This is a genomic window from Vibrio sp. 1641, from assembly GCF_033339995.1.
Lineage (GTDB): Bacteria > Pseudomonadota > Gammaproteobacteria > Enterobacterales > Vibrionaceae > Vibrio > Vibrio alginolyticus.
The window spans coordinates 1-318 of sequence record NZ_JAWOVP010000182.1 but is presented as its reverse complement, the minus strand read 5'-3'; the positions used below and the strand labels follow the sequence as shown (position 1 = coordinate 318).

1 pseudogene is annotated in these 318 nt (G+C 49.1%); it reads right to left on the bottom strand.

From position 1 onward, the window contains the following. Positions 1–318, bottom strand: a pseudogene (locus R7Z47_RS24930) (transporter substrate-binding domain-containing protein); the annotation flags it as partial.

Here is a 318-nt window from a genome sequence, read left to right as displayed (position 1 = left end):
TGTGTTTTTTTCAACTCCACCCAGTGATTGATGTAGTTAATCCAGACTTGGTCGTCTTGTGGTAACAACATGGCGATTGGAGTCGGTCTGCGAGGTGCTTTCACAGGCACAATCGCCAACTGTTTGAACTTGTCCACCAGCGTCGCCGCTTCCACATTGGAAGTCACAGACACGTCCGCTCTGCGAGCCAACAGCTCTTGGAAATCACGCGCGGGGGCTTCAATCACAATATGCTGCGCCGATGGAAAGAACTCTTTCACCATTTTTTCTTGTACCGTACCTAACGTCGCAGCCACTTTCACATCGGGTTTATTAAAA